Origin of the sequence: Streptomyces sp. JH34, from assembly GCF_029428875.1 — a bacterium.
Taxonomy (GTDB): domain Bacteria; phylum Actinomycetota; class Actinomycetes; order Streptomycetales; family Streptomycetaceae; genus Streptomyces.
Genome location: NZ_JAJSOO010000001.1, coordinates 3,256,070 through 3,283,011 on the forward strand (window position 1 = coordinate 3,256,070; position 26,942 = coordinate 3,283,011).

The 26,942-nt window shown below is 69.9% G+C and carries 31 protein-coding genes and 1 riboswitch; of the genes, 14 read left to right on the plus strand and 17 right to left on the minus strand.

The window, feature by feature from the left end:
- The first annotated feature begins 45 nt into the window (after window positions 1–45).
- Window positions 46–216 (plus strand): hypothetical protein, encoded by a 171-nt coding sequence (locus tag LWJ43_RS14310; protein ID WP_031093367.1) that lies wholly within the window; start codon window positions 46–48, stop codon window positions 214–216.
- Between the two features lie 190 nt (window positions 217–406).
- Window positions 407–760: a PRC-barrel domain-containing protein gene (locus LWJ43_RS14315; protein WP_277332646.1), complete on the plus strand. Its 354-nt coding sequence runs from the start codon at window positions 407–409 to the stop codon at window positions 758–760.
- Window positions 761–868: 108 nt separating this feature from the next.
- On the opposite strand, the gene LWJ43_RS14320 is transcribed toward LWJ43_RS14315, so the two are convergent.
- Window positions 869–1,474: a Uma2 family endonuclease gene (locus tag LWJ43_RS14320; protein ID WP_277332647.1), complete on the minus strand. Its 606-nt coding sequence runs from the start codon at window positions 1,472–1,474 to the stop codon at window positions 869–871.
- 236 nt (window positions 1,475–1,710) lie between these two features.
- Between LWJ43_RS14320 and LWJ43_RS14325 the strand changes: the two genes are divergently transcribed.
- Window positions 1,711–2,754 carry a hypothetical protein gene (locus LWJ43_RS14325; protein ID WP_277332648.1) on the plus strand — a complete coding sequence of 348 codons (1,044 nt, stop codon included), beginning with the start codon at window positions 1,711–1,713 and terminating at the stop codon, window positions 2,752–2,754.
- A 35-nt stretch (window positions 2,755–2,789) separates the two neighbouring features.
- Here the strand turns inward: LWJ43_RS14325 and LWJ43_RS14330 are convergent, their stop codons facing one another.
- Together LWJ43_RS14330 and LWJ43_RS14335 are read right to left on the minus strand one after the other, a co-directional pair.
- A complete protein-coding gene (locus LWJ43_RS14330; protein ID WP_385449950.1) occupies window positions 2,790–2,999 on the minus strand; it encodes a hypothetical protein in 210 nt (69 codons plus the stop codon).
- Window positions 3,000–3,015: 16 nt separating this feature from the next.
- A complete protein-coding gene (locus LWJ43_RS14335; RefSeq protein ID WP_277335886.1) occupies window positions 3,016–3,255 on the minus strand; it encodes a hypothetical protein in 240 nt (79 codons plus the stop codon).
- Window positions 3,256–3,373: 118 nt separating this feature from the next.
- On the opposite strand from LWJ43_RS14335, the gene LWJ43_RS14340 reads away from it, so the two are divergent.
- Window positions 3,374–4,216 carry a helix-turn-helix domain-containing protein gene (locus LWJ43_RS14340; RefSeq protein ID WP_277332650.1) on the plus strand — a complete coding sequence of 281 codons (843 nt, stop codon included), beginning with the start codon at window positions 3,374–3,376 and terminating at the stop codon, window positions 4,214–4,216.
- Complete coding sequence (locus LWJ43_RS14345; protein ID WP_277332651.1) at window positions 4,197–4,406, plus strand: DUF397 domain-containing protein; 210 nt, start codon at window positions 4,197–4,199, stop codon at window positions 4,404–4,406. Before LWJ43_RS14340 ends, LWJ43_RS14345 begins: the two co-directional genes overlap by 20 nt.
- A 146-nt stretch (window positions 4,407–4,552) precedes the next feature.
- On the opposite strand, the gene LWJ43_RS14350 is transcribed toward LWJ43_RS14345, so the two are convergent.
- Entirely contained in the window at window positions 4,553–5,506 is a 954-nt protein-coding gene (locus tag LWJ43_RS14350) for an NAD(P)-dependent alcohol dehydrogenase (RefSeq protein ID WP_277332652.1), read from the minus strand.
- 59 nt (window positions 5,507–5,565) lie between these two features.
- On the opposite strand from LWJ43_RS14350, the gene LWJ43_RS14355 reads away from it, so the two are divergent.
- Entirely contained in the window at window positions 5,566–6,204 is a 639-nt protein-coding gene (locus tag LWJ43_RS14355; RefSeq protein WP_277332653.1) for a TetR/AcrR family transcriptional regulator, read from the plus strand.
- Between the two features lie 24 nt (window positions 6,205–6,228).
- Window positions 6,229–6,447, plus strand: coding sequence for a hypothetical protein (locus LWJ43_RS14360; RefSeq protein ID WP_462100884.1), 219 nt, complete (start codon window positions 6,229–6,231; stop codon window positions 6,445–6,447).
- 63 nt (window positions 6,448–6,510) lie between these two features.
- Here the strand turns inward: LWJ43_RS14360 and LWJ43_RS14365 are convergent, their stop codons facing one another.
- The 4 genes from LWJ43_RS14365 to LWJ43_RS14380 form a co-directional block, all read right to left on the minus strand.
- On the minus strand, window positions 6,511–7,086 hold the full coding sequence (locus tag LWJ43_RS14365; RefSeq protein WP_277332654.1) for a hypothetical protein: 576 nt from the start codon (window positions 7,084–7,086) through the stop codon (window positions 6,511–6,513).
- A 484-nt stretch (window positions 7,087–7,570) separates the two neighbouring features.
- Window positions 7,571–7,954, minus strand: coding sequence for a hypothetical protein (locus LWJ43_RS14370; protein WP_277332655.1), 384 nt, complete (start codon window positions 7,952–7,954; stop codon window positions 7,571–7,573).
- Between the two features lie 56 nt (window positions 7,955–8,010).
- Window positions 8,011–8,460: a hypothetical protein gene (locus LWJ43_RS14375; RefSeq protein WP_277332656.1), complete on the minus strand. Its 450-nt coding sequence runs from the start codon at window positions 8,458–8,460 to the stop codon at window positions 8,011–8,013.
- A 1,646-nt stretch (window positions 8,461–10,106) separates the two neighbouring features.
- Window positions 10,107–10,754: a TetR/AcrR family transcriptional regulator gene (locus LWJ43_RS14380; RefSeq protein WP_277332657.1), complete on the minus strand. Its 648-nt coding sequence runs from the start codon at window positions 10,752–10,754 to the stop codon at window positions 10,107–10,109.
- Between the two features lie 55 nt (window positions 10,755–10,809).
- Between LWJ43_RS14380 and LWJ43_RS14385 the strand changes: the two genes are divergently transcribed.
- Window positions 10,810–11,682 (plus strand): SDR family oxidoreductase, encoded by an 873-nt coding sequence (locus tag LWJ43_RS14385; protein ID WP_277332658.1) that lies wholly within the window; start codon window positions 10,810–10,812, stop codon window positions 11,680–11,682.
- Window positions 11,683–11,709: 27 nt separating this feature from the next.
- On the opposite strand, the gene LWJ43_RS14390 is transcribed toward LWJ43_RS14385, so the two are convergent.
- Entirely contained in the window at window positions 11,710–12,219 is a 510-nt protein-coding gene (locus LWJ43_RS14390; protein ID WP_277332659.1) for a DinB family protein, read from the minus strand.
- A gap of 165 nt (window positions 12,220–12,384) precedes the next feature.
- Between LWJ43_RS14390 and LWJ43_RS14395 the strand changes: the two genes are divergently transcribed.
- Window positions 12,385–12,816: a hypothetical protein gene (locus LWJ43_RS14395; RefSeq protein WP_277332660.1), complete on the plus strand. Its 432-nt coding sequence runs from the start codon at window positions 12,385–12,387 to the stop codon at window positions 12,814–12,816.
- A gap of 97 nt (window positions 12,817–12,913) precedes the next feature.
- Here the strand turns inward: LWJ43_RS14395 and groL are convergent, their stop codons facing one another.
- The 4 genes from groL to thrC form a co-directional block, all read right to left on the minus strand.
- On the minus strand, window positions 12,914–14,536 hold the full coding sequence (groL, locus tag LWJ43_RS14400; RefSeq protein WP_014154853.1) for a chaperonin GroEL: 1,623 nt from the start codon (window positions 14,534–14,536) through the stop codon (window positions 12,914–12,916).
- 328 nt (window positions 14,537–14,864) lie between these two features.
- Window positions 14,865–15,071, minus strand: coding sequence for a cold-shock protein (locus tag LWJ43_RS14405; RefSeq protein WP_003967346.1), 207 nt, complete (start codon window positions 15,069–15,071; stop codon window positions 14,865–14,867).
- A gap of 443 nt (window positions 15,072–15,514) precedes the next feature.
- Window positions 15,515–15,790 carry a MoaD/ThiS family protein gene (locus tag LWJ43_RS14410; protein WP_099174090.1) on the minus strand — a complete coding sequence of 92 codons (276 nt, stop codon included), beginning with the start codon at window positions 15,788–15,790 and terminating at the stop codon, window positions 15,515–15,517.
- 28 nt (window positions 15,791–15,818) lie between these two features.
- Window positions 15,819–17,117 carry a threonine synthase gene (gene thrC, locus LWJ43_RS14415; protein ID WP_277332661.1) on the minus strand — a complete coding sequence of 433 codons (1,299 nt, stop codon included), beginning with the start codon at window positions 17,115–17,117 and terminating at the stop codon, window positions 15,819–15,821.
- Window positions 17,118–17,135: 18 nt separating this feature from the next.
- Window positions 17,136–17,263: riboswitch (SAM riboswitch) on the minus strand.
- Between the two features lie 153 nt (window positions 17,264–17,416).
- Between thrC and LWJ43_RS14420 the strand changes: the two genes are divergently transcribed.
- Complete coding sequence (locus LWJ43_RS14420; RefSeq protein ID WP_277335887.1) at window positions 17,417–18,367, plus strand: glucosyl-3-phosphoglycerate synthase; 951 nt, start codon at window positions 17,417–17,419, stop codon at window positions 18,365–18,367.
- A gap of 70 nt (window positions 18,368–18,437) precedes the next feature.
- Window positions 18,438–19,814, plus strand: a complete 1,377-nt coding sequence (locus tag LWJ43_RS14425; protein ID WP_277332662.1) for an alpha,alpha-trehalose-phosphate synthase (UDP-forming) — start codon at window positions 18,438–18,440, stop codon at window positions 19,812–19,814.
- Window positions 19,815–19,817: 3 nt separating this feature from the next.
- Here the strand turns inward: LWJ43_RS14425 and otsB are convergent, their stop codons facing one another.
- From otsB to LWJ43_RS14440, 3 genes are all read right to left on the minus strand, one after another.
- A complete protein-coding gene (gene otsB, locus LWJ43_RS14430) occupies window positions 19,818–20,675 on the minus strand; it encodes a trehalose-phosphatase (protein ID WP_277332663.1) in 858 nt (285 codons plus the stop codon).
- A 151-nt stretch (window positions 20,676–20,826) separates the two neighbouring features.
- Window positions 20,827–21,072, minus strand: a complete 246-nt coding sequence (locus LWJ43_RS14435) for a DUF3263 domain-containing protein (protein WP_277332664.1) — start codon at window positions 21,070–21,072, stop codon at window positions 20,827–20,829.
- Between the two features lie 43 nt (window positions 21,073–21,115).
- The gene (locus LWJ43_RS14440; RefSeq protein ID WP_277332665.1) at window positions 21,116–22,393 is read right to left on the minus strand and encodes an ABC transporter substrate-binding protein; all 1,278 of its coding nucleotides are present in this window, start codon (window positions 22,391–22,393) and stop codon (window positions 21,116–21,118) included.
- A 249-nt stretch (window positions 22,394–22,642) separates the two neighbouring features.
- On the opposite strand from LWJ43_RS14440, the gene LWJ43_RS14445 reads away from it, so the two are divergent.
- The 3 genes from LWJ43_RS14445 (at window position 22,643) to LWJ43_RS14455 (ending at window position 25,776) form a co-directional block, all read left to right on the plus strand.
- On the plus strand, window positions 22,643–23,536 hold the full coding sequence (locus LWJ43_RS14445) for an ROK family protein (protein WP_462100949.1): 894 nt from the start codon (window positions 22,643–22,645) through the stop codon (window positions 23,534–23,536).
- Entirely contained in the window at window positions 23,536–24,690 is a 1,155-nt protein-coding gene (gene nagA / locus LWJ43_RS14450) for an N-acetylglucosamine-6-phosphate deacetylase (protein WP_277332667.1), read from the plus strand. Before LWJ43_RS14445 ends, nagA begins: the two co-directional genes overlap by 1 nt.
- Before the next feature lie 153 nt (window positions 24,691–24,843).
- On the plus strand, window positions 24,844–25,776 hold the full coding sequence (locus tag LWJ43_RS14455) for a 1-phosphofructokinase family hexose kinase (protein ID WP_277332668.1): 933 nt from the start codon (window positions 24,844–24,846) through the stop codon (window positions 25,774–25,776).
- A gap of 79 nt (window positions 25,777–25,855) precedes the next feature.
- On the opposite strand, the gene LWJ43_RS14460 is transcribed toward LWJ43_RS14455, so the two are convergent.
- Window positions 25,856–26,833, minus strand: a complete 978-nt coding sequence (locus tag LWJ43_RS14460; protein ID WP_277332669.1) for a carbohydrate-binding protein — start codon at window positions 26,831–26,833, stop codon at window positions 25,856–25,858.
- Between the last annotated feature and the right edge of the window lie 109 nt (window positions 26,834–26,942).

The window sequence follows — 26,942 nt, forward strand, 5'->3', positions numbered from 1 at the left end:
AGGAAATTGATTGCTGGGCACCTGATGTCACGGAGGTTGATAACTATGGTTCCCCTGCTTCTCGTTCTTCTGCTCGCCCTGATCCTTTTCGGTGCTGGTTTCGCACTCAAGGCACTGTGGTGGATCGCGGTGATCGTACTCGTGGTCTGGCTCATCGGATTCTTCGTACGTCCCGCAGCCGGCGGCGGCAAGCGTGGCCGGTGGTACCGCTGGTAAACGGCCCCGACCAGTACTGACGCGGGTGGCGCACGGTCCTCGGACCGTGCGCCACCCGCGTTTTTCCGTACTTCACCGAATTCGCCGGGCATGGACCGGAAATGGCCGGGCAGCCGAATACTGAGCGGCACTCATCCTCATCACGATGGGATTCGCCGTGCCGAATGAACCGTCGAGGAAGGAGCCGATCATGAGCGACAACCTGTGGGGCTACCAGCCATCGAGCGGTCACACCGCGGGCGCCGATCTGACCGGATTCTCGGTCGAGGCGACGGACGGAAGCATCGGCAAGGTCGACAAGCACTCCGACGACGTGGGCTCCGCCTACCTGGTCGTCGACACCGGTGTCTGGATCTTCGGCAAGGACGTCCTGCTCCCGGCAGGCACGGTCAAGAGGATCGACACGGAACACCGGACGGTTTTCGTCGACCTGACCAAGGATCAGATCAAGGACTCCCCGGAGTTCGACAAGCACACGCATGCGAACGATCCGGGCTACCACGCCCAGATCGGCGGCTACTACGACAGCTACCGCATCGTCTGATCCCGGCAGTTCCACGAACAGAGGCGGGGCCGGCTCCCCTGGAGCCGACCCCGCTGTCGGTGCCCGAAGGCGCGGCCCCAGGTCCTGACCACCCCGGGCGGCGAGGATTCAGACCGGGAAGCCGTCCGTGAGCAGGGTGACGTCGAAGGGCGCGGGCAGCAGGAGCGGCTTCCCGAAGGGCACGGGGTCGGAACGCTTGTACGTTCCGTCCTCGTTCGGCTCGGTGAACAGCGTCGCCGTCGCCCCACGGGTGTCGAACCTGTCCAGCAGCAGATACATCGGGACCCCGGCGCGCGCGTAGGCACGGTACTTCTTCGTCCTGTCCTCCCGGGCGTTCCCCTTGGAGGTGATCTCGACGATCAGCAAGGCCTCCGACGCATCCATCGGGGCATTAGTCTCCGGGTCAGCAGCCTCGATCAGTTCTGCCGGCATCACGACGAGGTCCGGGACGTACAGCTTGTCGAGAGGCGCGACGTGGACACCGAGCGTCTGGTAGATCTCCAGTTCCTCCGGCAGATTCGTGTAGAGCCTTCGCTGCACCTTCGCGGCGATGCCGTAGTGCTGCGCATGAGGTGGCGGCACCAAGACGATCTGCCCTTCGTCGATCTCGGCGCGCCACCCCTCGGGCACGTCCAGTTCCTGCCATGTGCGCAGCAGGTAGTCCCACGGGCGGCCTTCAGAGCCCTGATCGCTTTCGACCATCGCGGCGGTCATCGCAGGTCCCTCCTCCTGTGGCCGTACGCGGGAGCGTAGATCGACTTGTTCGCGGCGGTCATCGCAGGTCCCATCAGCGTCCCACGATCGTGTGACGCCCGCAGTGACCTCACCGCAGGTGTCCCCGCGCTCGTCGTGCCCGAGGAACCGGCCGCCCGTCCTCACGCATCTCTCCCCTGAGACGTTGATCTTCGAGTGCTGGGCAGCGTCCCCCCGGACAGCGAGAGGCGGTAGACATGACGAACGGCCAGGCGATTGGCGGCAGCACCCACCGGACGGCCCCGGACGAGGAGCGGCAGGCGGAGGAGGCGCACGGCTCGCGACGCGGCATCGCCCGCACGGCACTCGCCGTCATGCGCCGCGACGGGGGCCGCCTCTACGGCCGGGCGGCCCTCGTCACCGGCCTGGTCGCCCTGGGCGGACTGCTGCTGACCGTCGTGGGGTTCGTCGCCGCCTGGCACGAGTTCGACGAGATACGCCTGGGCGCGATACAGGCCCGCGAATACGAGGACTCCTACGCCCCGGACGGCCGCAGCGTGAACACCATGTGGCTCATCCTGCTCGCCTGCCTCCCGTTCCTGATCCTGCTGCTGGACCTGGCGTGCACCTCCCTCCAGACGGCGTGCGCCCGAGCCGCCGCCGAACCGGGAGGGAGCGGCCCGCGTGGCCGTTTCCGTACGGTTCTGGGGGTGTACGCGGTGCGCGGGGTGTTCGTGTGGGCCCCGTCGGTGATCGGCATCCTGGTGGAGGAGTACTTCACCACCACTCTGTTCAGGGACTACACCGTGCTCGTCCCGCTGTGGGAGTACCCCAACCTGAATCCCCTGCTGACCTACGGCCCGCCCTTGCTGGGCCTGGCCCTGACGCTGCTGCTCCGGTTCGGCTGGGCCCTGGCTCCCGCTGCCTCCGCGAACGAAGGCCTCGGACCCCTGGCCGCGCTGCGCCGCTCCTGGTCGCTGACCTGGGGCCGGGCCACCTCCTGGTTCCGCGCCCTGGCCGTCGCTCTGCCACTGGGCGGACTCACCGTCGGCCTGTACCTGCTGCTCGAGGCCGCCGCCCGGCCGACGCGCTCCTGGGCGGCCTCCCTGTTCCTGGAGTGGGGTCCGGACAACACCTACGGCGCCTACGTGGCCGGGGTCCTCGCCCCGATCGCCACCGCCCTGCTGCTCACCGGCGCCCTGATCCTTCCGCCGGCGCACACCGTCCTGGTGGCCCTCCACCGGCGGCTCTCCCGGACCGGGGAGCGGCAGTCCCCGGACACGGCGGCCGACCCGGCGTGACCACCGGGCCGGACCTCACGGCAGGCGCCGACCGCTCAGGACGGCAGCCTGCCCTCGCGGTTGATCTCCGTCACCCGGGCCCGCAGCACGAGCCCCGCCGAGGCCGGCCGGACGGCTTCCGGCGGGCAGTCCCACTCCGCGCCGCCACCCGGCGGCCGTAGCTGTACATAGGGCCCGACGCGGCCCATGACCCGTCCCACCCGACCGTCCCGGCCGTCCACCGCGAACGTTCCGGGCTCCGGCATACACGGCTCCAGACCTTCAACTGTCATGGGCCGCCGCCGCTTCCAGCTGCGCACTGAGCCGCAGCGCCGTCTCGATCGAGCACCGGCCGAGGTCGACGAGCGGTGCCGGCTCGTTGCCCGCGCACGACACCGGGTCGATCCGCAGCGAGGGCAGTTTCACACCGACCCCTGCGAGCCCTGACCGCAGCCGGGCCACCGCGTCCTCTGCCGCCCGCACTCTGCCCGCTGCCTCTTGGCGCCGTTCCGTAGCCGTCATCATGATCTTCCCCATTTCCACGCTGAGTAGTGGCTATGCCTACTCAGCGTGGCCAATTCGTCGCTACCGTGGAAGAGGTGCAGTTCCAACATCCGCACGTGTGCCACTGGGAGTCGCTTTGCCCGGACCGAAGAAGCTGGACCCCTCCGCCTCCCCCCGCGCCCTCCTGGGCGCCGAACTCCGCCATCGTCGGGAGGCCGCGAGCCTGTCTCAGGACGACCTGGGGACGCCCCTGTTCGTCAGCGGTTCCTTCGTCGGACAGCTGGAGGCCGGCACCCGCCGCATGCAGGCGGACCAGGCCCAGAGGCTCGACGAGGTGCTGGGTGCGGACGGGTTCTTCGTACGGAACTGCGCGGCGCTGAAGGCGTCGAAGTACCCGGACCACTTCGCGGAAGCGGCTGAGGCGGAGCGGGAAGCGACCACCATCAAGGAGTACGCCCCGCTTCTCGTTCCTGGCCTGCTTCAGACCGATGCCTACGCGCGCGCCGTATTCCGGGCGTACCAGCCGACAGCCCCGGAGGACGTGATCGATGAGTTGGTGGTCGCGAGGCTGGAGCGGGCTCAACTGCTGGCTGATCCAACAACACCACTGGTTTGGGCAGTTCTCGATGAGGCCGTCCTGCGTCGCCGGACGGGTGGCAATGCGGTGATGGCGGAAGCGCTCGGGCACGTCGCCTCACTGGCGCGGCTTCATCGGGTGATCGTGCAAGTCCTGCCGTTCTCCGCCGGAGCGCACATGGCTCTCGAAGGTCCCGTCAAACTGATGTCCTTCTCGGGCGCTCCTCCGCTCGCCTATCTTCAAGGGCTGGGTACAGGACAGTTGCGGGACGATCCGGCTACGGTCAAGCAGTACGAACTGACCTACGATCTGGTCGTAGCCAGCGCGTTGTCACCTGATGCATCCCTGGCCCTGATCGAATCCGTGGCGGAGGATTACGCCCATGAAGATCAGCAGCTCTGACTACAACCTCGCCACGGCGGCCTGGCACAAGTCCTCATACAGTGGCGGCAGCGGCGGCGACTGCCTCGAAGTCGCCACCGGCAACCCCGACATCGTCCCCGTCCGCGACTCCAAGGTGACCGACGGCCCCGCGCTCGTGTTCCGGACAGCCGCCTGGTCCGCGTTCGTCGCAGACCTCAAGCGCCCGTAGCCGACCGCATCCCGCCCAGGAGGGTTCACCGTGTCGGAGTTGGAGATCGATGTCGTCGTGTTCGACGTCCTCGGCACCCTCGTCGACGAGCCCGCAGGCGTGGACGAAGAGCCCCCGAAGCAGGGGCAGCCCGTGACCCGCCCGCCTCACACCACCCGCACCACATGCTTCCCCCGCACGCCCCCCGCCTCCAGTGCCCGGTGCGCGGCGGCGATGTCGGAGAGCGGGTGGACGGTGTCCACCACGGGGCGGATCGCGCCGCTCTCCACGTAGGCGGTGAGCTTGGCGAAGAGGTCGTGCTTCGGGTTGCCGCTGAAGAAGCGGACCCGGCGCGGCCCGTGGACGGTGGACGCGAGCAGATAGGAGAGGCTCGCGGCCAGGTGGTCGATGTCGAAGGCGATCGACACCATGCGTCCGCCGGGGGCCAGGAGCCGCCGGAAGGCCCGGTGTTCGGTGCCGGCGGTGTCCAGGACGACGTCGAAGGGGCCCAGGTCCTCCGGCCCCGTGGTCCTGTAGTCGAACGCCTCGTCCGCCCCCAGTTCACGTACGAAGTCGAGGTTCTTCCCGCCGGCCAGGCCGGTCACATGGGCCCCCAGCGCCTTGCCGAGCTGGACGGCGACGCTGCCGATCCCGCCGCCGGCGCCGCGTACGAGCAGGCGCTCGCCCGCCTTCAGCCGGGCCTTGGTCTCCAGAGCGGTGATGGCGGTCGTCCCGGCGGGCAGTGACGCGGCTTCGACGAGCGAGACGTTCGCCGGGGCGTAGGAGAGTTGGCGTGGCCGGACCGCGACGTACTCGGCGGCGCTTCCGAAGGTGCGGCCCAGGAGCCCCCACACCCGGTCGCCCTCGTGCAGCCCCTTCACCGCGCCGTCCACGCGGGCGATCTCGCCGGCGAAGTCCATTCCCGTACGCAGGGGGAAGCGGCTGCCCGTCACCAGGCGGACGCGTCCGGCCCGGCCGTACAGCTCGCCCCCGTTGACGCTGAGCGCGTGGACACGGACCAACACCTCGCCCTGTCGGAGTTGCGGGACGGGGACCCGGCCTTCGTAGAGCACCTCGGGAGGGCCGTAGCTGTCGTAGAGCGCCGCTCGCATATCGTCCATACGTCCCACGCTAAACGGGTAAGTGGATGGCACCCTCCATTTGGAGCAAAGTGAGAAACATGCCTGACCAGGCCTATCGGAAAGCCCCCGAGGCACTGCGCTCCGACGCCCGGGAGAACCGTGAGCGCATCCTCGCCGCGGCCCGCGAGGCGTACGCCCTCCAGGGGATCGACGTGCCCATGGCGGCGATCGCCCGGCGCGCGAAGGTCGGGGTCGCCACGCTCTACCGGCGGTTCCCGACACGGGCCGCGCTGGTGGCCGAGGCCTTCTCCGAACAGCTCGCCCACTGCGTCGCTCTCCTCGACGAGGGGCTGGAGGACCCCGACCCCTGGCGCGGCTTCTGCTCGGTCGTCGAGAAGGTCTGCATGATGCAGGCGACCGAGCGGGGCTTCACCGAGGCGTTCCTGTCCCGATTCCCCGACCACGCCGAGTTCGCCGGGGAACGCAGCCGCGCCGAGGAGGGCCTCGCCCTGCTGATCGGGCGGGCCAAGGACTGCGGACGCCTGCGCCAGGACTTCGACGTGCGCGACATCACGCTGCTGATGCTCGCCAACTGCGGCGCCACCGCGGGAGCTGGTGACGACGCGCCCGCCGCGACCCGGCGGCTGGTCGGCTACCTCCTCCAGTCCTTCCGGGCCGAGGCGGCAGCGCCTCTGCCGCCTCCCGCACCGCTCGGACTCGACCGGCTCCCCGCGTAGCCGAGGTTCTCGGAGATCGGGACGGTGTCGTACCAGGGCGTCGAGCCCTCCGACGCGCGTGCCGAGCTCGTCGGGATCAACGACGGGACGGGCATGGTCTTCAGCGCACCGGACCGTGTGATCGCCACGGTGACCTTCGACTTCGCCGCCGAGGGCCGGATCTCCGCCATCCACAGCATCGCCGACCCCGACAAGCTGGGGGCCGCCGGCAAGGGGACGCACCACTCGATCCGTACACGCTGAGGTGACGCAGGGGCCGTCGGCTGAGCGGCGGCCCCCATGACGGGACTTCACGCCGTCGACCGCTTACGGGCGCTGGGCCTTCCAGTAGGCAACGTCCGAGGAGCGGTTGGCGTAGGCGTTGGTGCAGATGTCGTACTTGCCACCGACCGGGCCGCCGCCGTTGGTCTCCAGGAAGCCGCCGTTGTCGGCGTAGAGGTTCCACAGCTGGATGACGTCGCCGGGGCGGATGTTCCCGTCGGCCGGCGTGGACGTCCGCGCGGTGATGCGCCAGCGGCCGGTGCCGGAGCCGGGCGCGCGGTCCCGGTCCTTGGACGTGGAGACGTTGTACTTGGCGCCCGCGTTGCGCTGGTCCGCCGTGGCGTGGCCGTTGGTGTCGAGGTAACCGCCGTCCCCGCCGTAGAGGTTGCGCAGCTGGATCACGTCACCGCTGACCACGGGGGTGCCCACCGCCTTGCCGTTCGGCGAGAGGATCTCCCAGGTGCCGGTGCCCTCCCCACGGGTGGGTGACTCGGCGGTCGAGACGGCGTACTTGCCGCCGGAGTCGGTGCTGTGGCCGTTGGTGTCCAGGTAGCCGCCCGTCCATCCGTTGTAGCCGTTCTGCAGGTGGATGCTGTCGCCGTACTTCAGCTCGTCCGCCATGGTCTCTCCCTGCTCGGATCGGTCGACGGCATGCACGTGCCCCTGCCTCCGGACCTGCTGGTCAGGGCGCCGTCACCGGTCATCCTGGCGATCCGCGGTCGCGCCACGCCCGACCGTGCGGCGGACGCCATCCGATCGGGGGCCGCGGGCCTGACGCGTTGACCCCCGGCGCTCAAGCCTTGGAGTCCGAGCGCTCTTCCAGTGGATTGGGTGGAGGGTCTCTTCCCACCCACCCGCCCTCCCCATCGGCCCAGTTGACCGTTTGTGACCGACTGGCCAGGGACCATCGCGACGTTCTGGCGTGCCGACCACGAGACGACCCCCGTCGGTGCGGGAACACCTGACAGGGGTCTGAAGACTCGATCGTGAACCAGAAAGGCGATCTGATGGCTGTCGACCGGCTTAGGCCGTGTCCTACATGGTTCAGTCGGGAGGAGAGCAGCCATCGTCATGTGCTGGTGCTGACGCTGAGGTCCTGCGAGCGTCACATCGACGTGACCCAACCGACGACAATGAAGGTTGCGACTGCCAGGAAGAACAGGACGAACAGCACCAAGGCGACGGTCCTGCCGGCCTTGGTTGCCGACCCTTCGCCGCGGGCGCGCACCGTGGAGTTGGTGGAGAGGTTGGCGATCTGCCTGGTCTGCAGCGTCGTCCCCGGCTGCCAGGCCTCGTCGATGCGAACCCAGTCGCCCTGCGCGAGCGTTCCGTCGAACCCTGTGCCCCGCATCTCGACGCCGACCCGTGGCAGCGGCTGTCCACGCTCGTCTTGGCGTTCCAGACGGAAACTCCACACCGTGACTGGATCGTTGCTTGTCGCCCTTCGTTCGTATCGCTCCTGAAACATGGTTACTTGGCCGGTCACCATCGTCGAACCTCCTTTACAAACCCTCCTGGGTTTGACGCCCCCCGGGGGGAGTGGAACTACAGCCCCCCGGACGCGCTGCCTGAACCACCGGATGAATTATGGCTCGAAGAATTTCCGCTGGAATTGAACGAGTTGGAGGACGATGCACCACCGCTGGAATTGAACGGGTTCGAGGACGATGCACCACCGCTGGAATTGAACGGGTTCGAGGACGATGCACCACCGCTGGAATTGAACGGGTTCGAGGACGATGCACCACCGCTGGAATTGAACGGGTTCGAGGACGATGCACCACCGCTGGAATTGAACGGGTTCGAGGACGATGCACCACCGCTGGAATTGAACGGGTTCGAGGACGATGCACCACCGCCGGAATTGAACGGGTTCGAGGATGTGTTGCTGCTCATCCCGCCCGTGCCACCGGTACCTGGGCTGCTCATCCCGCCCGTGCCACCGGTACCTGGGCTGCTCATCCCGCCCGTGCCACCGGCGCCTGGGCTGCTCATCCCGCCCGCTCCACCCGTGCCTGGGCTGCTCATCCCGCCCGCGCCACCCGTGCCTGGGCTGCTCATCCCGCCCGCGCCACCCGCGCCTGGGCTGGAAACGCCGCCACCGGATACGCCGGACATGCCCGGATTGGAGGGCGCAGTGCCGGAGCTAGAGGATGCTCCGGGATTCGAAGACGGACCTCCAGCGGAGGACACACCCCCCGTACCGCCGGTGCCAGGGCTGCAAGTCCCGCCACCGGATACGCCGGACATGCCCGGATTGGAGGGCGCAGTGCCGGAGCTGGAGGATGCTCCGGGATTCGAAGACGGACCTCCAGCGGAGGACATACCCCCCGTACCGCCGGTGCCAGGACTGGAGGTGCCACCGCCCTGCGCATTAGGCGCGGACGGCGCTCCGGCGTCCTTGGGGTCCGGTGTCGACGGCAGGTCAGAGCTGTCCTCCACGCTGCCGAAGGTGTCGGCTACAGCCCCGCCTGCCGAACCGGCCATTCCGCCAAGCTCCTTACCGACCTGCCCCCCGAGGAACTTGCCGCTCGCGCCGCCCGCCTTCTCCCCTGCCCACTCGCCGCCGGTTTTGCCTACCGCCTCGCCGAGTTCTTTGCCGGCCTGCTGGTAGCGGCCCTCGTTGGCGGGGTGTGTTTGGCTTGTATTGGGTTGATTGCTTGGGGGTGTCGATTTTGGTTGCACATTCTGCATTTCAAGCACCTCAAAAACTACTGCGCACGTGCTTCCAGGGTAGCCACTGCAAGTGGGTGATGCAGCCATCTACATGGCGTGCAGGTGCTTATTTGCATGGTCTTGGCGCGGCGGTCAAATGGAAAGTTCAACCACTGAAATCGTCTTATCCTGATTCCACAGGTGGCCGGACTGGTGTGATCCGGGAGTGACCGAACGTTTTCAGCGTTTCCCGTACCGCTTAAATATTGCTTCACCTGTTTTGACCAGCGGATATGTCGAGTGGTCAGCCTGCCCGGCGGTACTCGCCAAGGAGGCCGCCGACGGCTTTTCTGCGCTGGATCCGGCGCGGGGGTAGGGGGATAACGTTCGGGTTGTCAGACGGAACTGACGTCTGGTGGAACCTTGTACCGGCGTGTGCCGACTGCAACCGTTGGAAGCACCGGATGGCAACCGTCCGGGCGGGCCTCGTCCCCCGGTCCGGGCGGACGGACCGGGCACGGGGCGTCACGAGGGCGGGCGACACAGGAACGTCCGTACGGACCCGGCACGTCTACCGCCGGGTAACGACCGTTCGGCTGCTCACAAGAGGCCCGGGGCCGGGCCGGGTGCCTACATTCGGCAGGCGGCCCCAGCTCTTCGCCCGTGCGATCCGCACGCCGCATGCCTGGCCAGACGCCTTCGCGACCGTCCACGCCACGGTGGCCGGACCGGTCATGGGCATGGTCCGTAAGGTCCTGCGGGACTCCGCGCAGTCGGAGGAGGTCATGCAGGACGTACTGCTGGAGGTGCGGCGCACGTCCAAGCGCTTCGCGCCACAACGGCACTCCCGTGCCGGCCGGGTTGCTCAGCAGGGATCCCGGGCGCCATGTGGCTCTGCTGAAGGGGACGTGGGACAACGCCTCGGCCGTGGCCCCCACCGATGCGGGGAGGGGGTGCGCACCGCCGACAAGGGCGAAGGGGTGCCGCTACGCCGCTTCCCGGGCGTCCGCGACCATGCGGACGAGGGTGTCGACGAGCTCGTCGGCGGTGGTGTGCCACGCGTCCGCACCGAGGTGCCCGTTGAGCTCCATGCCGGCGACACCGTGGGCGCCGGCCAGCAGCAGGGCGCCGTAGCGCTGCGCGTTCCGCTCCCCCACGAGGCCGGTGACGACGGCCAGGAACTCCTCCTGGAAACGCCCGGCCTCACGGGCGGCCGCCTCCGGGTCCCCCTCCGGCCCGCACAGCTGACGCCGCACGCGCTCGATCCCGTCACCGAGCTCCTCAGGACGGTCCCCGCGCCGCATGGACAACAACTGGTAGAGGTGCGGCTGCGCGCGGCCGACGCCTGTCAGGGCACGGAGGGCGCCACTCAGCTTCTCGGTGGCCGACAGGGCCGGGTCGGCCCGCAGGGCCCGGACCTGGTCACCGATCCGCTCCCAGCCCTCCCCCGCGACGGCGGTCAACAGGCTGTCCTTGCCCGCGAAGTGCCGGTACGGCGCCCCCCGCGACACGCCTGCGCGCGCACCCACCTCCCGCAGGGTGACCGCTTCGGGGCCTCCCAGGTCGAGGAGCTCGGCGGCGGCGTCGAGCAGCGCGCGGCGGGTGGCGGCGGCGGACTCGGCTCGGGTGACCATGGCACCCATCCTACCTAAAGTTGACAGCGTCATCTGAGCTTGTACCGTGATCAAGGTGACAACGTCATCCGAAAATCAGAAGCTGATCGTCGTGACCGGAGCCTCCACCGGCATGGGCGCGGCAACCGCTCGTGAACTGGCCCGCCGGGGCTTCCACGTCCTGGCAGGTGTGCGTCGTGACCGTGACGCGGACGCCCTCCGGGCGACCGGCATCGAGCCGGTCACCCTCGACATCACCGACCCCGCGCACGTGGAGGCACTCGCCGAGCGGGTCACCGACGACACGCGCCCCCTGCACGCCCTCGTCAACAACGCCGGTGTCCAGGTGAACGCGCCGGTCGAGGTCCTGCCGGTGGCGGAGTGGCGGCAGGTGTTCGAGGTCAACCTGTTCGGCCACATCGCCGTCACCCAGGCGCTGCTGCCCGCACTGCTGCGCGGCAAGGGCCGCGTGATCAACATCAGTTCGATCGGCGGAAAGTTCGCCATGGCCACGTACGGCGCGTACGCCGGTGCGAAGTTCGCCCTGGAAGCGGTGAGCGACTCGCTCCGCCGGGAGGTCGCGCCGATGGGCGTACAGGTGGTCGTGGTCGAACCCGGCGGCGTCCGCACGGAGATGGCCGCCCGCGGGGTCGCGACGGCGAACCGTCTGGCCACCCTGATGACTCCGGACCAGGAGGAGCGCTACGGCGGCCTGGTCCGGGCGAACAACGGGCTGATGGCCTCGGGCACCGCATCGGGGCTGACCGCCGACGCCGCCGCCCGGGTCATCGCGAAGGCCGTGACGGTCCGCCGTCCGCGCACCCGCTACACCGCCGGCCGGGACGCCGCCCTGATCATCCGTCTGGGCCGGGTGCTGTCCGACCGCACGGTCGACCGCGTCCTCGCGGCCAACCTGCGTCGCCACTACCCGAAGGAGGCCATCGGCTGACGAACACACGGGACCGGCACGCGGCGGTCAGGCGCCCACCGTTCCGTCGACGCCCTCCCGGAGGAAGTCCGCGTGCCCGTTGTGGCGGCCGTACTCCAGCAGCACGTGCACCATCACCATGCGCAACGAGACGTCCTTACCCCAGCGCGGCTGGAGCCCCGTCAGGTCCAGGGATTCGGCCTGCCGCTCGATACGGCGCGAGCGCTCCACCTCGGCCTCCCAGGCGCCGAACGCCTCCGCCCGCGTGGAGGCACTCGCGTCGTACGCCGCCTGGAAGTCGATCCGGTCCGACCAGACCATGGGCGCGTCGTGGTCCTCGAACACCCGCCGGAACCAGGCACGTTCCACCTCGGCCATGTGGCGCACCAATCCGAGGAGGGAGAGCGCCGAAGGGGACATCGACCGCTGCCGCAACTGTTCGTCGTCCAGCCCTTCGCACTTCATGGCGAGGGTGGCGCGGTGGTAGTCGAGAAAGGCCCGCAGCGTCTCCCGCTCGCCGCCCGCGGTGGGCGGCCCTGTACGCACGTCGGTGGTCACCGGTCACTCTCCTTCACGATGGCAGGAAGTGTTCAGTATCCGGATCCACTTCGCAGTCGTACGCGGCGGCACCGCCCCCGGGCCGGACCGGCTCCGGCGCCTGCCTTACTCTCCTCCCGCACCGGCCGCTCGCGCCCGTGCCCCGCACAAGTGCCGAGGTGGCGTGTGTCGCGTTCCTGCCGGTCCCTCCTGGTCCTCGTCCCGCTCGCCCTCAGCCTCGTCTCCTGCGGCCGGTTCGCCGTCCCGCCGGTACCCGGCGGCGAGCCGGTCCTGCTCTCCCCGTCCCGGGCGGCCACGACGTGGACGGACGCCGAGGGCGGCACGCTGGAGCTGAAGGCGGACGGGACAACAGCCGCCCACCACGTCTGCAGCGACTTCGACATCGTCGACGGCACGGCGGAGCCCAGGTCCGGTCCGGGCACCTGGGAGAGCGAGGACGGGGAGGAAGGGACACGCGTCCATGTGTCGTTCGGGACCGATGACGAGAGCTTCGCCTACGAGGCGCTGCGCAAGGGCGGCACGCTCAAGCTCTGGACCTACGTCGGCGACCCCGACGAGGGGCGGCCGCTCTGCATACTGACCGCTCCCGCGAGGTGAGGGCGGCACGTACGACGACGCCGGCCCCCGGGAGGAATCCCGGGGGCCGGCGTCGCACGGATACTGCGGGTACTGCCTGGAGCGACTGATCCGAGGATCAGAAGTCCATGTCACCGCCCGGCATGCCGCCCGGAGCGGCCGCAGAGGCCTTCTCCGGCTTGTCGGCGATGACGGCCTCGGTGGTGAGGAAGAGCGCGGCGATGGACGCGGCGTTCTGCAGGGCGGAGCGCGTGACCTTCGCCGGGTCGAGAATGCCCTCGGCGATCATGTCGACGTACTCGCCGGTCGCGGCGTTGAGGCCGTGACCGATCGGCAGGTTGCGCACCTTCTCGACGACGACTCCACCCTCGAGACCACCGTTGACGGCGATCTGCTTGAGCGGGGCCTCCAGCGCGAGCTTGACGGCGTTGGCACCGGTGGCCTCGTCGCCCGTCAGGTCGAGCTTCTCGAAGACGGCCGAGGCCTGGAGCAGAGCCACGCCACCACCGGCGACGATGCCCTCCTCGACGGCGGCCTTGGCGTTGCGCACCGCGTCCTCGATGCGGTGCTTGCGCTCCTTGAGCTCCACCTCGGTGGCGGCGCCGGCCTTGATGACGGCCACGCCGCCGGCCAGCTTCGCGAGGCGCTCCTGGAGCTTCTCGCGGTCGTAGTCCGAGTCGGAGTTCTCGATCTCGGCACGGATCTGGTTGACGCGACCCTGGACCTGGTCGCTGTCACCGGCACCGTCGACGATCGTCGTCTCGTCCTTGGTGATGACGACCTTGCGGGCGCTGCCGAGCAGGTCCAGGCCGGCGTTCTCCAGCTTGAGACCGACCTCCTCGGAGATGACGGTGCCACCGGTGAGGATGGCGATGTCGCCGAGCATGGCCTTGCGACGGTCACCGAAGCCCGGAGCCTTGACGGCGACGGACTTGAAGGTGCCACGGATCTTGTTGACGACCAGCGTCGACAGAGCCTCGCCCTCGACGTCCTCCGCGATGATCAGCAGGGGCTTGCCCGACTGCATGACCTTCTCGAGCAGCGGAAGGAGGTCCTTCACGTTGCTGATCTTGGAGTTGACGATCAGGATGTACGGGTCGTCGAACGACGTCTCCATACGCTCCATGTCGGTGGCGAAGTACGCCGAGATGTAGCCCTTGTCGAAGCGCATACCCTCGGTGAGCTCGAGCTCCAGACCGAAGGTCTGGGACTCCTCGACGGTGATGACGCCTTCCTTGCCGACCTTGTCCATCGCCTCGGCGATCTTGGCGCCGATCTCGGTGTCGGCGGCGGAGATGGAGGCCGTCGAAGCGATCTGCTCCTTGGTCTCCACGTCCTTCGCCTGCTCCAGCAGAGCGGCGGAGACGGCCTCGACGGCCTTCTCGATGCCACGCTTCAGAGCCATCGGGTTGGCACCCGCGGCGACGTTGCGCAGGCCCTCGCGGACGAGCGCCTGGGCGAGAACGGTGGCGGTGGTCGTACCGTCGCCGGCGACGTCGTCCGTCTTCTTGGCGACCTCCTTGACCAGCTCCGCACCGATCTTCTCGTACGGGTCCTCGAGCTCGATCTCCTTGGCGATGGAAACACCATCGTTGGTGATCGTGGGCGCGCCCCACTTCTTCTCGAGGACGACGTTACGGCCCTTGGGGCCGAGGGTGACCTTGACGGCGTCGGCGAGCTGGTTCATCCCGCGCTCGAGACCGCGCCGTGCCTCCTCGTCGAACGCGATGATCTTGGCCATGTGAAGTGGTCCTCCCGGACAGGGGTGGATTCTCCGGACCGAGAGGCGCCCGCGACGGACGGCCAGCGTGCCAGGTGGTTCCTTGCCCCACCAAGCCTGCGGGCCTCACCGGCCCGGTCCAAGTTTCTGTCACTCTCACCTGGAGAGTGCTAACGCCAATGATTAGCACTCGACCCCTGCGAGTGCAAGCGTCCTCTTCGGGATGTGGACAACCTCGGGGCTCCGCCGCAGGTCGCGACGGGGGGCCCGGAGACGCACGTGAGGCCCGTCCCCCGGTGGGGGGTACGGGCCTCGCGCGTGTGAGTGTCGTTGGCCGACCGTGCCGAGCTCAGCCGACGGCGAGCTTGACCATGTCCGCCTGCGGCCCCTTCTGGCCTTGCGAGATCTCGAATTCAACTCGCTGACCCTCTTCGAGGGTGCGGTACCCGTCCATCTGGATCGCGCTGTAGTGGACGAAAACATCCGCACCACCGTCGACCGCGATGAAGCCGTACCCCTTCTCCGCGTTGAACCACTTGACGGTGCCCTGAGCCATGCCCAACTCCCCTATTACTGGCCCTTGCACGAGACCGCACTTCGCGGGCCCGGGTCAGAACTCACCCTCGACAGGAGAGGGTGGCGTGCGCCGGAACGCGTCGACCGCGGCCGAATGTATCTGCCCAACTGCCCTCTGCAACAGGTCAATCGGACGAGAATTCTGGGCACCGGCGACCGCACGCATAGGGGGAATTCATAGGATTCCAGGGCAAGTCGGGCCTGACAAAGGAGACTTATGCCTCAAGGCGTTCACGCACTTTGGCTACTTCTTGTCGCGGCAGGGCGCATTTCCGTATGCGGACAGCGCGGGCAACTGCGGGGACTTCCCCAACTGTACCGTGCTCAACCATGCAGAATGGCCCCCTCCGTTTCCCGTGGAGGGGGCCATCGTGTGAATGCCGTGCGGCCGGACCGCGACGAGCGGCCCGCACCGTCCCGCCGTCAGCCTCCGGCGACGGCCGGGATGATCGAGACGCCGGCGCCGTCCGGGGTGACCGCGTCCAGACCGCCCTCGAAGCGCACGTCGTCGTCGTTGACGTACACGTTGACGAAACGGCGCAGCTTGCCCTGGTCGTCCAGGACGCGGGCGCCGATGCCCGGGTGGTTCTGCTCCAGGGACGCGATGACCTCCGAGAGGGTCGCCCCCTCGGCCGGGACCTCGGCCTGACCGCCCGTGTAGGTGCGGAGGATGGTGGGGATACGGACCTTGACGCTCATGTGGGTGCCTTCCTTCGGTCTCGGGTGGTCAGCTCGCGGCGGCGAGGCCGGCGTCGCGGAACGCGTCCAGGCTGGGCCGGATCGTCGCCGACAGTCCGGTCGTCGGGGCGACCGCGTCGAGCGTCTTCAGGCCGTCTCCGGTGTTCAGGACGACGGTGGTCAGGGACGGGTCGAGCAGACCGGCCTCGATGAGCTTCTTCGTCACACCGACGGTCACCCCGCCCGCGGTCTCCGCGAAGATGCCCTCGGTGCGGGCCAGCAGCTTGATCGCGTCGACGACCTGCTCGTCGTTCACGTCCTCCACGGCGCCGCCGGTGCGCCGGGCGATGTCCAGGACGTACGGGCCGTCGGCCGGGTTGCCGATCGCCAGGGACTTGGCGATGGTGTTCGGCTTCTGCGGGCGCACCACGTCGTGGCCGGCCTTGAAGGCGGTGGAGACCGGGGAGCAGCCCTCGGCCTGGGCGCCGAAGATCTTGTACGGCTTGTCCTCGACGAGGCCGAGCTTGATCAGCTCCTGCAGGCCCTTGTCGATCTTCGTGAGCTGCGAGCCGGACGCGATGGGGATGACGAGCTGGTCGGGCAGCTGCCAGCCGAGCTGTTCACAGATCTCGTACGCCAGGGTCTTGGAACCCTCGCCGTAGTACGGCCGCAGGTTGACGTTGACGAAGCCCCAGCCCTCGCCGAGCGGGTCGCCGATGAGCTCCGAGCAGAAGCGGTTGACGTCGTCGTAGTTGCCCTCGATGCCGACCAGTTCGCCGCCGTACACCGCGGCCATGACGACCTTGCCCTGTTCCAGGTCGTGCGGGATGAACACGCAGGAGCGGAAACCGGCGCGGGCCGCGGCGGCACCCACCGCACCGGCCAGGTTGCCGGTGGAGGAGCAGGAGAGGGTGGTGAACCCGAAGGCACGGGCGGCCTCGACGGCGATGGCGACGACACGGTCCTTGAAGGAGTGCGTCGGGTTGCCGGAGTCGTCCTTGACGTACAGACCGCCGGTCACGCCCAGCTCACGTGCGAGGTTGTCGGCCTTGACCAGCTTCGTGAAGCCGGGGTTGATGTTGGGCTTGTCCGCCACATCGGACGGGACGGGCAGCAGCGGCGCGTAGCGCCAGATGTTGTCCGGGCCCTCGGCGATGCGCTTCTTCAGCTCTTCGGGGGAGCCGCTCGGCAGGTCGTACGCCACTTCGAGCGGCCCGAAACAGGACGCGCAGGCGAAAATGGGGCCGAGCTCGAAACGCTCGCCGCATTCGCGACAGGAAAGTGCTGCGGCGGGACCGAGGTCCACGGCGGAAGAATCGGTGTTCTCTGCAACTGTCTGCACGGCCATGATGGCGGAGGCCCTTTCTCCTCATCTTCCTCACGACGTATTTCGCCGCAAGACGGAATTGGCACCTTCCCCACCGTGACCTCGCGGTCGGCAGGAGGGTTGCCGGGACTTCAACGGGCCGTTCCCTCAGTCCCTCTGGATGAGCGCTATGGCACCGGACCATGGATCCGGGCGTTTATTCGCGGACCGACCCCGACATGCGAGGGTCATCCGCGTTGTTCAAGACTGTAACCGAAGCACTGGACGGTTGAGATAGTCGTCCGAACCGCGAGATGGATCACATACAGGGAGTATCGACCGTGCTGGAAGAGGTGGAACGCTGGCTGAGCAGGCGTTCCTGGTCTGCTGCCGACCGCCCGCTCGACCGCCTCGCGGCCGCCCGGGCGAAGGATCCGCACCGCTCGCGCGTGAGCGTCGTCCTGCCCGCGCTGAACGAGGAGGCGACGGTCGGGGCGATCGTGGCGGAGATCCGCCGCGAGCTGATGGAGAAGGTCCGGCTCGTCGACGAACTGGTGGTGATCGACTCCGGCTCCACCGACGCCACGGCCGAGGTCGCGCGCCGGGCCGGCGCCCGGGTCGTGCACCGGGACTCCGTACTTCCCCGGATACCCGCCCTCCCCGGCAAGGGCGAGGTCCTCTGGAGGTCGCTGCTGGTGACCACCGGGGAGATCGTCTGCTTCGTCGACGCCGACCTCAAGGACTTCTCCGCGGACTTCGTGTCCGGGATCGTCGGCCCGCTGCTGACCGACCCCCAGGTCCAGTTCGTCAAGGCCATGTACGACCGGCCGCTGGGCGACACCGCAGGACAGGGCGGACGGGTGACCGAACTGGTGGCCCGCCCGCTGCTCAACCTGCACTGGCCGCGACTGGCCGGATTCGTCCAGCCGCTCGGCGGCGAGTACGCGGTGCGGCGCTCGCTGCTGGAGCAGCTCCCCTTCCCCGTCGGTTACGGAGTGGAGCTGGGACTGCTCGTCGACGCGCTGCACACGGTCGGCCTGGACGCACTGGCCCAGGTGGACGTCGGCGTGCGCAAGCACCGCCATCAGGACGGCCAGGCCCTCGGCCGGATGGCGGCCACGATCTACCGCACGGCACAGCTGCGGCTCTCCCGCGGACCGCTCGTACGGCCCGAGATCACCCAGTTCGAGCGAGGGCCCGACGGGTTCGTCCCGCGCACCCATGCGGTGGACACCGAGGAACGGCCGCCGATGCGGGACATAGCGGAGTACGCGGCCCGCGACGCGGCGTGACGGTCCCTCGCGCCGGGCTCGGCCCCCGCTCCACGTTTGGAGGGTTCCCGAACGGGCTAGGTTCGGGTACATGGTCTCCGAGCACGCTGCCCAGGTACTCGTCGCGTCCAACCGCGGCCCGGTGTCGTACACACGACGGGACGACGGCACGCTCGACTCGAAACGGGGCGGCGGCGGGCTCGTCTCCGGCCTCAGCGCCGTCGAGGACAAGCTGTGGGTGTGCGCCGCCCTCAGCGACGGAGACCGCGAGGCGGTGCGACACGGGGTGTCCGAGCCCGGTGTCCGGATGCTCGACATCGACGCCGGGGTCCACGCGGACGCCTACAACGGCATCGCCAACTCGGTGCTCTGGTTCGTCCACCACATGATCTACCAGACCCCGGTGGAGCCCGTCTTCGACGCGGAGTTCCGCCGGCAGTGGGCCTCCTACGAGGCGTACAACCAGGCCTTCGCCGAGGCCCTGGCCGAGGAGGCGGGCGAGGGGGCCGCGGTCCTGGTGCAGGACTACCACCTCTCACTGGTCCCCGGCATACTGCGCGAGCTGCGCCCCGACCTGCGGATCGGCCACTTCTCACACACTCCCTGGGCGCCCGTCGACTACTTCCGGCTGCTGCCCGACGACATCGGCGAGCAGCTGCTCAAGGGCATCCTGGGCGCCGACCGCGCCGCGTTCCTGACCCGCCGCTGGGCCGACGCCTTCATCGGCTGCTGCACGGAGATCCTCGGCGGCACCGGCCGCACCCGGATCGGGGTGCACGGACTGGGCGCCGACGCGGACTTCCTGCGCCGCCGCTCGCGCGAGGCGGACGTGGACGAGCGCATGGAGATGCTGCGGGAGCAGGTCGGCGCCGACCGGCGGACGATCGTGCGGGTGGACCGCACGGAACTCTCCAAGAACATCGTCCGCGGGCTGCACGCCTACCGCGCGCTGCTGGAGGAGCGCCCCGAGTGGCGTGAGCGCGTGGTCCACATCGCCTTCGCCTACCCCTCGCGGCAGGACCTCTCGGTCTACCGCGACTACACGGCCGAGGTCCAGCGGGTCGCCGACGGCATCAACGCGGAGTACGGCACGGACGGCTGGACCCCGGTCCTGCTCCGCGTCGACGACGACTTCGCCCGCTCCCTGGCGGCGTACCGGCTGGCGGACGTGGCCCTGGTCAACCCGATCCGTGACGGCATGAACCTGGTCGCCAAGGAGGTCCCGGTCGTCTCGGACGACGGCTGCGCACTCGTGCTGTCCCGCGAGGCGGGCGCGTACGAGGAGCTGGGCGAGGACGCCCTCGTGGTCAACCCGTACGACGTCTCGGCCACGGCGGCGGCGCTGCACGAGGCGCTCACGATGGAGTCCGGCGAGCGGAGCGCCCGCTCGAAGCGCCTGGCCGCCGCATCGACCGCGCTGCCGCCGCAGCAGTGGTTCCTGGACCAGCTGGACGCGCTGAGGGACTGACCCTCACGCGTCGGCGTCGGCCAGCTTCCGCGCGAGCGTTCCGAGCAGCTCGGCCAACGCCGCCGGGCCGGGCAGCAACAGGTCGGCGCGGTCCGCCAGTTCGGGGACCTCGGTGCCACTGCAGACCAGCAGGCCGTTGATCCCCCGGGTGCGGAGCTTCTCCACGGCGGCGTACGCGGCGAGGTCGCCGAGGTCGTCACCGGCGTACAGGACCGTCTCGGCTCCGACCTCCTTGACGTACTCCTCCAGTGCCACGCCCTTGTCCATGCCGGGCGGCCGCAACTCCAGGACCAGCCGGCCCGGTTCGACGATCAGACCGTGGCGGGCGGCCAGGCTGCCCAGCGGGGCGCGCAGGACCTCGAAGGCGGCCTGCGGGTCGGCGGCCCGACGGGTGTGCACGGCGACCGCGCGGTCGCCCTTCTCCTCGATCCAGGTGCCACTGTCGGCACCGGTCTCCCGGAGCACGGCGGGGAGCTCCGCCCGGACGGCCGCCACCCCGGGGTCGGGGTCGGGGGCGTGGACGGCGGCGGTGACGGCGTCCCAGCGTTCGGCTCCGTAGTGGCCGAGGACGACGAGGTGGTCCAGGCCCGCAGCCCCGGCGAAGCCGCCGTACCGCACGGCGGTGCCGGCCGGGCGGCCGGTGATCACCGCGACGGCGGCGACTCGGGGCGCGAGCGCGGACAGGGCCGGGACGACGTCGGGGTGGGCGCGGGACTGCTCCGGGTCCGGGACGATGTCGGCGAGCGTGCCGTCGAAGTCCAGCGCGACGACCGCGCGGGCCGGGCGGGCGAGGAGTGCGGCGAGGCCTTCGCGGCCGGCCTGGGTGGACGGGGTCGGGAGGGAGTGTGCCGGGTTACCCATGCGGGTGAGCGTAGCGGGCGGGCCGCCCCGCCGCCCGGCCTCCGGCCCCTGGGGGAGCATGTCCGCCGCCCGGCCTCCGGCCCGCGGGGCTCATGTCCCCCGCCCGGCTTCCGGCCGGGCGGGGTCGTGCCCGCCGCGCGGCCGGACGCGCTCAGCGGCGGCCGCGCCTCGCCTCGCGGACCCGGCGGAGGCGGTTCACGGTGACCGGGTCCTCCTCCAGCGCACGCCGGTCGTCGAGGAGGGCGTTGAGCAGCTGGTAGTAGCGGACCGGCGAGATCCCCAGCTCCTCCCGGATCGCCCGCTCCTTCGCGCCGGGACCCGGCCAGGACCGCCGCTCCAGGGCCAGCACGGCGCGGTGCCGGTCGGGGAGCGGGTCGGTGGGATCGGCGGCGGTCATATGAACCAACCTACCCAGGTCCGTCGCGGCCACGGACAGCCCCTTACTCCGCGCTCTCCGCCTGCCGGGCCTTGGCCGCGATGTCCACGAGGATGCTCTCCGGGTTGCCGCCGGGCTCGACCGCGGTTCCGATCTTCTCCTTGATCATCTCGCTGGCCTGCGCCCATGACGTCTTGCCGAACGGGTACAGCTGCGAGTTCGGCAGCGCCGAGAGGAACTCGTGCAGCGCCTCGTGCTTGTCGTCGGCCTCCATCGCGGTGGAGGCGCTGCTGGTCACGGGCAGCAGGTCGTACTGGTCGGCGAAGGACAGCACGTTGTCGTCCTGGTAGGCGAAGTCGAGGAACTTGCCCGTCTCCACCCGGTGGCCGTTCTGCTTGAAGCCCATCATCCAGTCGGCGACGCCCATCGAGCCCTTGGTCGGCCCGTCGATCCCGGGGAGCGGGACCATGCCGACCTCGACCCCCTTCTTCTCGGCCTCCTGCATCAGGGTCGGGTGGCCGTTGAGCATGCCCACCTCGCCCTTGGTGAAGGCGTCGAAGGCCGTCGCCCGGTCGAGCTTCCCGGGGGCGACGGGGCCGGTGAGCCCCTTGCCGACGAGGTTGTCCCTCAGCCATTCGAACGTCGCTATGTTGGCTTGGGAGTCGATGGCGTAGTTGCCGACCTCGTCCGTGTAGCCGCCACCCCCGCTGAGCAGCCACATCAGGGTCTCGGCCTGGGACTCCTCCTGGCCGAGCGGCAGGGCGAAGGGGTAGGTCACCCCGCGCTTCTCGAGCGTGGTGGCGTCGTTCCGGATGTCGTCCCAGGTCTGCGGGGCCCCGAGGCCCGCCTTGGCGAAGAGGCCCTTGTTGTAGAAGAGGAGCCGAGTGCTGGCCACGAACGGCAGGCCGTACAGATTGCCGTCGACCTCACCCGCGTCGGTGAGCGAGGGCAGGAAGTTGGACACGGTACGGATGGCGATCATCTCGTCGGCGGTGTAGAGCTTGCCCGCCTTCGCGTAGTCGGCGTACGCGCCGATCTGTGCGATGTCGGGGGCCTCGCCCGCCTTCACCATCTCCGCGACCTTGCGGTCGACGTCCTTCCAGGAGTAGACGCTGACCTCGACCTCGATGCCGGGGTTCTGCTTCTCGAACCTTCCGGCGACGTCGTCCCAGTACTTCTGGGAGCTGTTCTCGGCGCCGGTGCCGTAGTCGGCCGCGACCAGCTTCAGGGTGACGTCGCCGCCCCCGGTGCCCGAACCGCACCCCGACAGCGTCGCCGTCATACCGAGTGCGGCCACTACCGCGGTCAGACCAACCAAGCGCCGCTGCACAGCCCTGCCCATCCCCACATCACATCCATCGGTGCGGACGCCGCCGTTCCTGCGCCGGGTCCGCGATCCAGCCTCACCTCCGGTCGGAGGTCTGCACCACACGAAGGTCTACACCACCTGTGCGGCGACTCGGCAATCTAGCAGGACCGCTTTGTATGGGTGCTCAACAAACCCGCGATAGTGGACTAGACCTTTTAGGGGTCGTCGGGCGAAACTGTCTCCGTGAGACACGTCATCGCCCTCGATGTGGGCGGCACAGGAATGAAGGCCGCTCTGGTCGGGGCCGACGGCACCCTGCTCCACGAGGCGCGCCGGGCCACCGGCCGGGACCGCGGTGCCGACGCCGTCGTGGAGACCATCCTGGGCTTCGCCGCGGATCTGTACGCCTACGGCGAGGAACACCTCGGAGAAGGCGCCGTCGCCGCCGGGGTCGCGGTCCCCGGCATCGTCGACGCGGAACGCGGGATCGCCGTCTACGCCGCCAACCTCGGCTGGCGCGACGTGCCGCTGCGGAAGCTGCTCGGCGAGCGGCTCGGCGGCGTACCCGTCGCACTGGGCCACGACGTCCGCACCGGCGGCCTCGCCGAGGGGCGGATCGGCGCCGGCCGGGACGCGGACCGCTTCCTGTTCGTGCCGCTCGGCACCGGGATCGCCGGCGCAATCGGCATCGCGGGCACCATCGAGGCGGGCGCGCACGGTTACGCGGGCGAAATCGGCCACATCGTGGTCCGGCCGGACGGCCCGGACTGCGGTTGCGGACAGCGCGGATGTCTGGAGACCCTCGCCTCGGCCGCCGCGGTGTCCAGGGCCTGGGCCGCCGCGTCCGGTGACCCCGACGCGGACGCGGCGGACTGCGCGAAGGCCGTGGCCTCGGGCGACCCGGCGGCCCTGCGCGTCTGGCAGGACGCCGTCGACGCGCTCGCCGCCGGGCTCGTCACCGCGCTCACCCTGCTGGACCCCCGCACGCTCATCATCGGTGGCGGTCTCGCCGAGGCGGGGGAAACCTTGTTCACACCACTGCGTGCGGCCGTCGAGGAACGGGTCACGTTCCAGAAGCTGCCCCACATCGTCCCGGCGGCCCTCGGGGACACCGCCGGATGCCTGGGCGCAGGGCTGCTCGCCTGGGATCTACTCTCCACGGAGGTATCCGCCTGATGGCCGGACGCGCAGACAGCACGGTTCTCGCAGGTGCCCGGGTGGTGCTTCCCACCGGGACCGTCGAGAACGGCCGGGTGATCGTCGAGGGCACCCGGATCGCCGGCAGCACGCACGAGGGCGCCCGGACCGTCGACCTCTCGGGCCACTGGGTGGTCCCCGGGTTCGTGGACATCCACAACCACGGCGGCGGCGGCGCGTCCTTCGCCACCGGCACCGCCGAGGACGTCCTGACCGGGGTGCGGGCGCACCGCGCACACGGCACGACGACCGTCGTCGCGTCCACCGTCACCGGCGAGATGGACTTCCTGGCCCGTCAGGCAGGCCTGCTCTCCGAACTGGTCGAACAGGGCGAGCTCGCCGGGATCCACTTCGAGGGCCCCTTCATCTCGCCGTGCCGCAAGGGCGCCCACAGCGAGGAACTGCTCCGCGACCCCGACCCCGCCGAGGTCCGCAAGCTGCTCGACGCGGCGCGCGGCAGCGCCAGGATGGTCACCCTCGCCACCGAACTTCCGGGCGGCATCGAGTCCGTGCGGCTGCTCGCCGAGCACGGCGTGATCGCCGCCGTGGGCCACACGGACGCGACGTACGAGCAGACCGTCGAGGCCATCGACGCGGGCGCCACCGTCGCGACCCACCTCTACAACGCGATGCCCGCCATCGGGCACCGCGCCCCGGGGCCGGTCGCGGCCCTCCTGGAGGACGAGCGGATCACCGTCGAGCTGATCAACGACGGCACGCACCTGCACCCCGCCGCCCTGGAACTCGCCTATCACCACGCGGGCGCCGACCGGGTCGCCCTCATCACCGACGCCATGGACGCCGCCGGCGCGGGCGACGGTCTCTACGAGCTCGGGCCGCTCGCCGTCGAGGTCAGGGACGGTGTCGCGCGCCTGGTCGAGGGCGGCTCGATCGCGGGCTCCACCCTCACCCTGGACACCGCGTTCCGCAGGGCCGTGACGATCGACAGGATCCCCGTCGAGGACGTCGTCCGCTCCATCTCCGCCAACCCGGCCCGGCTCCTCGGCCTGGACCACAGGGTCGGCTCGCTGGACCCGGGCAAGGACGCCGACCTGGTGGTCCTGGACGCGGACTTCGCGCTCAAGGGCGTCATGCGCCGCGGCGAGTGGATCGTGGAACCCTCCCTCGGCTGACGGCACGTCATGACCGGGTGAACAAATAACGAAGAGACGGCGGTTGTCCGGGAGACCTGGGACGACCGCCGCCTCTTTGGCATGATCACCGGGGACGGCGCCGCAGGGAGACGGCGCGGGAGCGGACAACCAAGGAACCGGGGGCCGGTACAGGTGATACTGACCGTGACGCTGAACACGGCACTCGACCTGACGTACGCCGTCCCCGTCCTCGTCCCGCACTCCAGCCACCGCGTCCAGGAAGTGGCCGAACGCCCGGGCGGCAAGGGCGTCAACGTGGCCCGCGTGCTCTCCGCCCTCGGCCACGACACCGTCGTCACCGGCTTCGCCGGCGGCGCCACCGGAGCCGTCCTGCGCGAACTCCTCGGCGCGCTCCCCCACCGCCCCACCGACGCGCTCGTGACCGTCGCGGGGAACACCCGCCGCACCCTCGCCGTCGTCGACCGCTCCAGCGGGGACACCACGCAGCTCAACGAACCGGGCCCGCACATAGGTGCCGGTGAATGGGCCGCCCTCCTGGGGACGTTCGGGGAACTGCTCCCCCAGGCCGAGGCCGTCGCCCTCTGCGGCAGCCTCCCTCCCGGCGTCCACGTCGGCGCGTACGCGGAACTCGTACGGCTCGCCCGCTCCGCCGGCGTGCCCGTACTCCTGGACACCGGGGGCGAACCCCTGCGCCGCGGCATCGCAGCCCGTCCCGACCTCGTCAAGCCGAACGCCGACGAGCTCGCCCAGCTCACCGGCGCCCGCGAACCCCTGCGCGCCACCCGGGACGCCCGCCGCCGCGGCGCGCACAGCGTCGTCACCTCGCTCGGCCCGGACGGGCTCCTCGCCGTCACTCCCGACGGCATCTGGCGGGCCGCACCGCCGTCCGCCGTGCGGGGCAACCCGACGGGCGCGGGCGACTCCGTCGTGGCCGGCCTGCTGTCCGCCCTCGCCGAAGGGCTGGGCTGGCAGGACCGGCTGACCCGCGCGGTGGCCCTGTCGACGGCGACCGTAATGGCCCCGGCGGCAGGCGAGTTCGACCGCGGGGCCTACGAGGACCTGCTGGCGCGCGTCACCGTCGAACAGCACGCACCGGCCGCCTGAACGGACCCCGGAAAGACCGCGTCCCGGCTCGCTGGGCGAGGCCGGGACGACGGTGGTGCTGGGTTCCTGCAGCGGCGGGTCAGCCCTTGACGTGACCCGACTTCAGCGACAACTGGTCGAGGTTCGCGTCGCACGAGTCACCCTCGTTGCACGACAGCATCAGCTTGTTCGACCCCTTCTCGAGCTGGACGTACGCGTACGTGTTCGTCCAGCCCTTCTCCAGGTCGCCCTCGGCGGCGTGCGCGAAGTTCGTCATGTTGATGGAGCGCGGTTCCTGGTCGTTGACCGTGAGGGACGTCTTGGCGTCCCTGCCCGGTACGCCGTACGTCACGTACAGCGTGTACGGGCCGCTCTCCGGCACATCGACCGTCCAGGTGGCCGAACGGCCGACCTCGTTGAGGCTGATGTACTGGCCGTTGGCGCTCTTGGCGCCCTTGACCGTGTTGTCCAGCGACGCCGTGCCACCGAGGGTCAGCGTCGCCGCGTCCTGCTCGGGCAGCTGGACGGGCTCGTCGGACTCCTTGGCGGACTTCTCCGGCTTCGGGGACTCCTGGACCTCGTCGGCAGGGCCCTGGGTGGAACCGGCCTGGTCCTTGTTGTCGTCGTTGTCGTCGCCCGTCATCAGCGCGGCACCGATACCGATGAGCACCACCGCGACCACGGCGACGGCCGCGATCAGCAGCGCCTTGGTGTTGGGTCCGCCACGGCCGGGCCCGCCGTTCCTGCCGCCGCCGTGGCCCACGGACGCCGACTGCGCGGTCGGCGCGCCACCGGGGTAGGTCTCCGGCGCCGCGTACTGCGCGTTCGGCTGGCCGTACTGCTGCTGGGGCTGCTGGCCGTACGCCTGCTGCGGCGGCACCTGTCCGTACTGGCGCTCCCCGACCGCCCGCACCTGGTTGTACGACGTTCTGGGCCTGCCGGGCTGCGCTGCCGGACCCGGGTAGCCGTAGCCACCCTGCCCGGGCGGCTGTGCGCCCGCCGCCTGCCCGTCCGCGTACAGATAGCCGAACGGATCGTCGTCCTCGGGCTTGCTCGCGCCGTTGTTCCCGGCCGTCATCCCTGGGTCACTCCTCACCATGTCGCCAGCCGTCGCCGACCGGCCGAGCCTACCCCGAACGGAGCACGCGTCGAATTGCCCTCGGTCCCCCGGAAAACCCGGGCGCTGT